This window comes from Actinomadura violacea, assembly GCF_017573465.1.
Taxonomy (GTDB): domain Bacteria; phylum Actinomycetota; class Actinomycetes; order Streptosporangiales; family Streptosporangiaceae; genus Spirillospora; species Spirillospora violacea.
Map to the genome: position 1 here is coordinate 61,682 of NZ_JAGEPF010000047.1, position 8,431 is coordinate 70,112.

At 69.4% G+C, this 8,431-nt stretch carries 8 protein-coding genes and 1 tRNA gene; 6 read left to right on the top strand and 3 right to left on the bottom strand.

Going from position 1 to position 8,431, the window contains the following annotated elements:
- Positions 1–15: 15 nt before the first annotated feature.
- From J4709_RS49045 to J4709_RS49055, 3 genes are all read left to right on the top strand, one after another.
- On the top strand, positions 16–1,041 hold the full coding sequence (locus J4709_RS49045; protein WP_208252378.1) for an ABC-2 transporter permease: 1,026 nt from the start codon (positions 16–18) through the stop codon (positions 1,039–1,041).
- 81 nt (positions 1,042–1,122) lie between these two features.
- A tRNA-Val gene (locus J4709_RS49050) sits at positions 1,123–1,194 on the top strand.
- Between the two features lie 521 nt (positions 1,195–1,715).
- Positions 1,716–2,345, top strand: a complete 630-nt coding sequence (locus J4709_RS49055) for a site-specific integrase (protein ID WP_208252379.1) — start codon at positions 1,716–1,718, stop codon at positions 2,343–2,345.
- Here the strand turns inward: J4709_RS49055 and J4709_RS49060 are convergent.
- A complete protein-coding gene (locus tag J4709_RS49060; RefSeq protein ID WP_208252380.1) occupies positions 2,314–2,841 on the bottom strand; it encodes a glycine-rich domain-containing protein in 528 nt (175 codons plus the stop codon). The genes J4709_RS49055 and J4709_RS49060 overlap by 32 nt on opposite strands.
- Before the next feature lie 1,267 nt (positions 2,842–4,108).
- Between J4709_RS49060 and J4709_RS49065 the strand changes: the two genes are divergently transcribed.
- Positions 4,109–4,972: an integrase core domain-containing protein gene (locus J4709_RS49065; RefSeq protein ID WP_208252381.1), complete on the top strand. Its 864-nt coding sequence runs from the start codon at positions 4,109–4,111 to the stop codon at positions 4,970–4,972.
- 451 nt (positions 4,973–5,423) lie between these two features.
- On the opposite strand, the gene J4709_RS49070 is transcribed toward J4709_RS49065, so the two are convergent.
- Positions 5,424–6,470: a hypothetical protein gene (locus tag J4709_RS49070; RefSeq protein WP_208252382.1), complete on the bottom strand. Its 1,047-nt coding sequence runs from the start codon at positions 6,468–6,470 to the stop codon at positions 5,424–5,426.
- A gap of 566 nt (positions 6,471–7,036) precedes the next feature.
- On the opposite strand from J4709_RS49070, the gene J4709_RS49075 reads away from it, so the two are divergent.
- Positions 7,037–7,219: a hypothetical protein gene (locus J4709_RS49075; RefSeq protein WP_208252383.1), complete on the top strand. Its 183-nt coding sequence runs from the start codon at positions 7,037–7,039 to the stop codon at positions 7,217–7,219.
- 7 nt (positions 7,220–7,226) lie between these two features.
- Complete coding sequence (locus tag J4709_RS56325) at positions 7,227–7,487, top strand: NucA/NucB deoxyribonuclease domain-containing protein (RefSeq protein WP_372442246.1); 261 nt, start codon at positions 7,227–7,229, stop codon at positions 7,485–7,487.
- A 655-nt stretch (positions 7,488–8,142) separates the two neighbouring features.
- On the opposite strand, the gene J4709_RS49085 is transcribed toward J4709_RS56325, so the two are convergent.
- Positions 8,143–8,431, bottom strand: a 289-nt coding sequence (locus J4709_RS49085; protein ID WP_208252385.1) for a hypothetical protein, incomplete at its 5' end; no start/stop codon positions are given.

An 8,431-nucleotide genomic window follows, 5' to 3' on the forward strand; every position in this document is an offset into this window, starting at 1 on the left:
ACCTAGCGTGATCACATGGATCACGCCCGCCACCGCACGGTCCGCGAGCACTGGACGGCCTTCCGGGAGTCCCCGTTCCTCCCCGCCGTCGTCCTGCTGCTCATCCTGGCCGCCGCCGCGGGCCTGTTCGCGGGCTCGTACTGCTACGCCATGGCCAACCCCGCCCCCCGCCACATCCCCGTCGCCGTCACGGGCCACGGGGAGTCCGCCCACCTCGTCCAGGCCCTCGACGCCGGCCTCGACACCTCCCTGTCCGTCCGCCACTACGCCACCTACGCCTCGGCCCGCGCCGCCGTCGACGAGCAACGCGAGTTCGCCATCCTCGTCCTGCAAGGGGAGCGCGCCCAGCTGGACGTCGCGGCCGCCGCCGGCGCCTCCGTCTCCCGCCTGCTCACCCAGGCCGCCCCGATCGCCGGCCAGAAGACAGGCGTGCCCCTCGCCGTCCACGACATCAGACCGCTCCAGCCCACCGACCCCCAGGGCCTGGCGATCTTCTACATCTCCCTCGCCTCGGTGATCATCGGCTTCGTCGGCGCCATCCAGCTCAGCGTGCACGCCCGCGCCCTCAACGCCGGCGAGCGCATCGCCTTCACCGCCGCCTACGCCGTCCTCGGCGGCCTGTCGATCTGCGCCGTCGTCGACGGCCTCCTCGGCGTCCTCGACCTCCCCTTCCGCGAGTCCTGGGCCATCTGCGCCCTCACCATGTTCACCAGCGGCATGGTCTTCACGATGTTCAACACCCTCGTCGGCCGCTGGGCCATGATCCCCACCTGGGGCCTGATGGTCCTGATCGGCAACCCCTCGTCCGGCGGCGCCGTCTCCTGGCCCCTCCTGCCGTCCCCGCTCGGCCTGATCGGCCGCTGGCTGCCGCCCGGCGCGTCCGTGAACGCCCAGCACACCGCCATCTACTTCCACGCCCACCAGCACGTCCTGCCGTTTATCGTGCTGGCCGCCTGGTCCCTCGTCGCCACGACGATCTTCGTCGTCTGGCGCCACCGCCACCCCGGCGGCCGCGACACCGCCCCCGCCCCCGCCCGCTGACCGCAGCGCTCGATGAGCGAGCACCCCTCGACATGCGCTAGAGTTTCCGACGTCGGAACGCCCCGCAGGGACGCTCCGCCGGGGCGATTAGCTCAGTGGGAGAGCGCTTCGTTCACACCGAAGAGGTCACTGGTTCGAACCCAGTATCGCCCACCCTCACCACACAGGCCCTCCCGCGAGTACGCGAGAGGGCCTCAGTGATCAACTGGGAGGATTTTGGGAGATCACCTCCCTCCCACCCAAACGAGGTCACGGGTTGACCTCCCAGCTTCATCACTCTCCGTAGCGGCTCGGAGTGGCGCCTCGGCCCACCGGCCTGGCTCTCAAGAGCTAAGCGCTCACGAGGTGCACTGCAGAGCGCCTCTTCTTTCGGAAACCCTCCAGGAGCCCGTTGAGCACTGGCACGGGTGAAGCCGCGCTGAACTGGAGCCTTTCTTCCAGCGAGTTCTCCCAGCGACGCTGCAGCTTGGCTTTGAGCTCCTCCCGCATCACGTCGGAGACGTGGGAGTAGAACGGCGCTGCCGGCGACCGAGGCGACGCTGGCCGAGTACGTCGCGGCGCTGTGCGGCCGCGAGCTGGCACCCGCGTCCATCACGCAGGCGATCGCGGCGGTCCGCACCGCGCACACCGCCGCCGGGCACCGCGGCTCGCCCGAGACCCGCGCCGCCCGCCTGGTGCTGCGCGGGCACCGCCGCCGCCGCACTGAGACCGGCCAGCGCAACCAGCGCCAGGCGCTGATGGGCCGCCGCTCCGAGCTGGCCGCCCTCGACGCCGGTGACGTCGCCGAGACGCCCGAGGGCCTGGAGGTGACGATCCGGATGTCCAAGACCGATCAGGACGCGGCCGGGGAGACGATCGCGATCCCGCGCGACGCGCACCCGATCACCGACCCCGTCGCGGCCTGGCGGGACTGGACGGCGCTGCTGGCCGCGCGCGGAATCGCCGGCGGGCGGTTGCTGCGCAGCGTGGACCGGCACGGCCGGATCGGCGCGAGCATCACCGGCGACGCCATCAACCGCGCCGTGCGCCGCCTGGCCCTCGCCGCGGACGTGCCCGACGCCGCCAGCTACACCGCGCACTCGCTGCGCGCTGGCGGCGCCACCATCGCCTACAGGGGTCCCGGTGTAAGTCATCGCCCGGCACTGCCGGTGGGCGCCCGCTTCTCCGGTGCTGCTCGGCTACATCCGCGCGGTCGACCGCTGGCGCGACAACGCGATGCGCAACGTCGGGCTCTAGGTAGGGGCCGGCTGCAGCGGCCGGGCGGGCGGGCGGCTAGAGGGTGCGGCTGCAGTGCAAGCCGATGACGGCTTCCGTCCTGCAGGCGCCCTCGGCCTGGCAGTCGAACTTGCGCGTGGCGCCGTCGCCGCCCCGGGCGGGATCCCACAGTTCGGTGTCCACGGGCATGCCCGCAGCCTGTATCGCGGTGAGGGTCGCGGTGATGCGATCGGCCCGGTCGGCCGGCGAGGACATCGCGCCGAGTTCGTCGTCGTCGGGGCGATGATGGATGAAACCGCCCGCCACACGGGCGCAGAACTGCGTGTACTCCGCCGTGTACAGCAGGAACGTGTGCCAGCCGATGTCCACCTGCGAGGAAGGGGTCAGCCCGGCGCCGCGGTGACGGGCACAGGCAGCCAGGAACGCCAGCGCCTGGCTCATGATGCGTTCGGCCATCGGCGCTTCGACGGCGTGATCTCGGCTGATCCGTGCCGCGAGCCTGCCGAACAGGTCGGCGGGGACCAGGTCCCGGGGGTCGGCGGTGCCCAGGGGCGAGGGATCGGTGGTGTCAACGGGGATGCTCACTACGGTGCTCCTTGGAGTGTCGTGGTCGCCAGGTGCCCTGCTGCCCGAGAACCGGCCGTCGGCCTCGCCTCGCCACACTGCGTGCCGAGGCCAAGGCGTCGGCGACCTCCTGTTCAACCACCCGGCATGTACTTTGCGTTATCGAACAACTACCCACAGACCAGGGCTTATGCCGGGCGACCAGGGCCGTCGGTCTTCCGGGACTGGACGGCGCTGCTGGCCAACCGCGGCATCGCCGACGGGCGGCTGCTGCGCAGCGTGGACCGGCACGGCCAGATCGGCGCGAGCATCACCGGCGACGCCATCAACCGCGCCGTCCGCCGCCTGGCCCTCGCCACCCGGGGTGCCCGACGCCGAGGCCTACACCGCGCACTCCCTGCGGCCTACACCGCCGGGGTCCCGGTGTCGGTCATCGCCCGGCACGGCCGGTGGCCACCTCCCCGGTGCTGCTGGGCTACATCCGCGCCGTCGACCGCTGGCGCGACAACGCCATGCGCAACGTCGGGCTGTAAGGGGTGCCGTGAACGGCCCCCTTACTACGAAGTCGGGCAGCGTCGAGCCCGGTAGCACTGAGTGATGTAGGGCATCTCGATCCGGTCTCGGCCCGCCAACGCGGGGTGATCTGTAATCAGATGGCACACCTTCGCCAGCAGCTCACCCCGCTCCGAATCCGTCATCGTGATCACGTAGCTGCGAGAGGCCACCAAATCGATCAACTCCTCCGGGCTGAGGTCGTGGCGCCACTCCACACAGAACGTCTCCGTCGCCCCAAAGAGGTCGGGCCGCTCTGCAAGGGCCTCGGTCCCGACGCCGCTAGTGGGTGGCGCTCCCGTCGGATGCAGGAGCCGACCTAGCTGAGCCGTCCAGTCCTGTGCTTGCCGAAAACTACGTCCGTGCAGGTGAGGGACGTAGTGCCTGGCAGGAAGTGGTGCCGGGCTTGGACAGTTCCGGGATGGGCCACGACGCCGCTGGGCCGAGGGATGATGGGTGGCTGTGCTGTTGCGATTGGCCTACTTGACTGTGGCGAACACCTTCGCGGCCCTCCGCCTGCTCCCGATGACCGATCAGGAGAAGGACGCCGAAATCCTGGTGTTGCGGCATCAGGTCGCCGTGTTGGAGCGCCAGTTGGCCGGGACGCGGGTGCGGTTCACCGCTGCGAACCGGGCACTGCTGGCGGCGCTGCTGAACCGGCTGCCTCGCGGTGTAGTGCGCCGGATGCGGCTCTTGGTGCGGCCGGAGACGATGCTGCGTTGGCACCGTGACCTGATTGCCGGTCGGCACCCGCCCGATCCAAACCCAAGCGGCTGGGCCGTCCACCGACCGTCCACCGACCGTCCGCTCCGTCCGGCTGCTGGTACTGCGCCTGGTGCGGGAGAACCCGGGCTGGGGGTATCGGCGGGTGCACGGCGAACTGCTGGTGCTCGGTATCAAGGTCGCGGCCTCTACCGTCTGGGAGATCCTCAACGACGCCGGTATCGATCCGGCACCCGAGCGTTCCGCCACATCCTGGGCCGACTTCCTGCGCTCCCAGGCCGAGGCGCTGCTGGCGTGTGACTTCCTGGAGACCGTCACGCTCACGGGCGCGCGGATGTACGTGCTGGCGGTCATCGAGCACCACACCCGTCGCATCCGTGTTCTAGGTGCCACCGCTCACCCGACCGCCTCGTGGGTGACCCAAGCGGCGCGGAACCTGGTCATGGATCTGGAGGATGCCGCCTGCCGGGTACGGTTCCTGATCCGTGACCGCGACGGCAGATTCCCTGACCTCTTCGACACCGTCCTGGCCGATGCCGGCATCCAGGCGGTGCTGACCGGGGTGCGGATGCCGAGGATGAACGCGGTGATGGAGCGATGGGTCCAGGCCTGCCGCCGCGAACTCCTCGACCGCACATTGATCTGGAACCAGCGGCACCTGCTCCACGCACTCCGCGAGTTCGAGACCTTCTACAACGAGCATCGCCCTCATCAGGGCATCGCCAACGCCCGCCCGTTAAGGCCGTTGCCTCCACCGATCGCCGATTCCGGCAAGATCGCCCACCTGAACGTCCGAAGAAGGCAACGACTGGGCGGGATCCTTAATGAGCCTTCACCAAGACCACGTCTTCGTTCGAGAAAGGAGCATGACCTTTGATGCAGTTGCGCGTCGCGTTCTGGTGCACGATCGACGGCAGCCCGCTACCTGCCCGGCGACGAGGCCACCGTCAACGACGACGCTCACGCCGCCCAGCTCATCCGCGACGGGCTGTGCCGCCCCGTGGGATAACGCCGACGCCCCCGCCGTCGCGGTCGAGGGTGCTGCGGCCGATCCCACTCCGTCTGCGGTCCCCGCTCCGGACCGCGGCGCCTCGAAGGCCGAGTGGTCCCGGTACGCCCTCGCCCAGGGCATCGGTGAGGACGAGGTCCGTGGCATGTCGAAGGCCGACCTGATCGCCCGCTACGCTCCGCCCTCGCCGCAGTCCCGCAACGTGGCTTCACCAGCGCCCGCCGCCCCCGCCTTCCGACGGGCGTCGGCTCGGCCTCGGCGAGACGACTTCATGTTCGCACGGGACCGAGCCTCACTCGCGCCGTCACTCATCCGAGTGCTAGGAACCGTTGAGGGCCACCGGGTTGTCTTCCCCTTGCCTTCCGACTCCCCAGATGCCGCCGGGCACGGCGGCCAGGTCGTACACCGCGATCCCGGACGGGATCGTCACGGGCTCCCATTCGCCGCCGCTGTAGCGGTACGGGGGCTTCTCCGGCGGCTCGGCCGCCTCCGGAGCGACCCAGGGCGTCCCGGACGCGTCCACGGTCAGGTCACCGAAGTCGGGGTACCCTGCCGGCGCCGCGACGTAGGTCCACGCGGTGCCGTTCCAGTGCGCCAGCCGCTTGGCCGTGATGCCCCAGACGTCGTTCGCGGCGACCGGGACGACCTTGCGGAACCAGTCGTTCTCGGCGATCGCTGGCAGCGGGACGTTCTTCCAGGAGGTGCCGTCGAAGTGCGCGGCGGCGGGCACCTGCTGCAGGCCGTCCTGGAAGCCGACCGCCCACGCGTCGGACGCGGTAAGCGCCTGCACGTCGCCGACATAGTCGACCCCGGGAACGTTGACGGCGGTCCAGGTGTCGCCGGTGCGTTTGAACAGCCCGTGTACGGAATCCGGCTCCCAGGCGCTGGCGAAGGTCCCCGCCGGGCCGGTGGCGAGCATGGTGACGTACTTGGCCGGAACCGCGACCTTCTGGAACGCCGAGCCGTCGAAGCGCGCCACGTAGGTGCTCGCACTCCCGCTGGCGCTCGGTCCGCCGTCGATCCAGGTCTCGCCCGCGCCCGAAGCGACCTGCGCGATCTCGCCCTGGCCAGTCCAGCCGTTGAGCGGGTACTCCTTCCACGACGAGCCGACCCGGCGCCGCACGACCGGGTTGCCGTCGTAGTACGCGGGGCAGAGGTCGCCCCAGCGGAGGCAGTACTTGCCCTGCACACCGCCGACCCAGACACCGCCAGCGCCGTCGGCGGTGACGTCGGTGAGCCGGGCCGTCGGCCACAGGAAGGGCAGGGAGACCGTGCGCAGTTCGGGGGCGGCCGCGAGGGCCGGGGCGGGAAGCGACGTGAGGACGGCGGCGGCAGCGGTCGCGGCGGCCGCGAGGGCACGTTTCATGCGAGCATGATCCATCGAACCTCAAAAGAACGCCAGTGTCTACTGGCGCTATTGAGCGCTGAGGATCGGCAAGGGGGGCGGCCTCACCGGACGTGGAACCGGCTCTTGCCGGTCGGACCATGCAGCGCCCGCGCGTATTGGCGCTGGTCAGGCAGCCGCACGCAGTGCTGTCGCGCGCTGCCAGTGGGCTCTGGCGCCGAACACGGCGAAGGCTATGCCCGCGACCAGGAGCCCACCCATCGGAGGCAGCATCTTGCGGTGTCGGCTGGCGCGCTCGTCGTTCACACCACCGAACGCCTTCGCCGTCAGCCCGCTGAGCTGATCGGGCATCCCGCCGGCGACGGAGGTGTCGAGGTGCCGCGGACGAAACACCGACCCGCACTCGAAGGGTCCGCCTTGACCGGCACGAGCCCGAGCACCAGCCCGACCACGACCAGCCCGAGTCCCACCCACAGCAAATGACGCATCCGTTCAAGATCACGGGCTTCGAGCCGGTGGTGCTCGATGGCCGATGTGATACAACGGGCGTCAATAGTGGATGCGTAGACCAACAATTCCCTCCGATCATGGAGTACGACGCCACGGAGAAGCCAGCCATCGAGCCGGTGGCGAAGCACATCTACGACCGGCAGAAGGGCGATCCGAACGCCAGCCCACTCCCTCACCGGGGGGCCGAAGCCAACAAACGGGCCTCTGCCAACTCGATGGGGGCCTCACGATTGGCCTTCCCCTGCACGAACGCAGGGTGATGATCGAATCGATGATGACCGCAGCGTCGCCTGTCCGGCAAGCGGGCCAAACTCGTGTGATGAGTGGCCCATGGCGTCTACCCGCGAGGGTGCGGCAAATACCAATCTGCCGGTTCCGAACCAGGATTGGTCGTGGAGGACAGTGCCGCAGTCGGCCAACGACGCCCAGGGTGGCGTTACAGGGCCCTTCTATCAAAAGAACCGCGTGCTGGACGGAGACGCGTTCTGGCTCCGAGTCGTACTGCAAGATGGTAGAAAATCCTGGTAGGCATGACTTTTTCAGAAGGCGGCCAGCGCACGACCATTGCGGCCAGGGTCCAAGACGGCCAGTACAACATCCTGTCATCGGGAGGACGTGACGACGTGTGGCCGCCTCCGCAGGATGGCCTCACAACGGGGGAGGAGAACTGGGTCGCCGTACTGACCGGTACGGAGTTCGGACGTATTACCCTCCATCTCCAGAGCCTCAGTCATCAACCTCTATGGCGACCTGCCGTTGGGGGAGTTGAAGCTTCGTCCCGGGGGAGGCCGTTTGCGCATCCATGTCCGTGGTAGAGCGGCCGCTATGGGGCGTGGCGTTCTTCGAGAACCTCTGGAGACGCATCTCATCCAGGTCTGGCCAACCAACCGGCCGCAACCGCCGGCCACGCTGGCCGGGCCAGACGAGGTGGCCCACCTCCGGATAGCAGGCCCGTAGTCGGGAACGCCCTCCAAGGCTGCACTCCGGAGTCCAACTCCGGAGGCCAGAGGAAGCAGCGGTCAGGTCAGGGACTGATCCACCCTGACCTGACCCCGCATTCTTCTGTGATCGCCGCCGGTGCCGCCACCACCACGGCCGAATCCTCCCCAACCGGCCCGCGTCGGCTTCCTCACCCAGATGCTTGCGCCCGAGTTCCGCCAGCAGGCCAACGCCCTCAGCCGCCTCAGCCATTACAGGGGGGTGCGGTGGGGGTCGGGCGCTTGAGTCGGGTGATCTTCACCCGGTCGCGTACCGGGGTGCGCTTGCCGCGTCCGATCGGCTCTACCTTGGTCGTCAGCGGGCGGCGCGTGATCTGGCGCTTCTCTCCGAGCGTCAGCCCTTTCCATGCGGCGTCGATATCGGCGGCGCCAACCAGCTTGGCGGCGGGGTCCTCGTCCTGGGCGATGGCCTCAAGGCCGGCCTGTGCGGCTTCAAGCTTGCGGCGTCGATATCGGCGGCGCCAACCAGCTTGG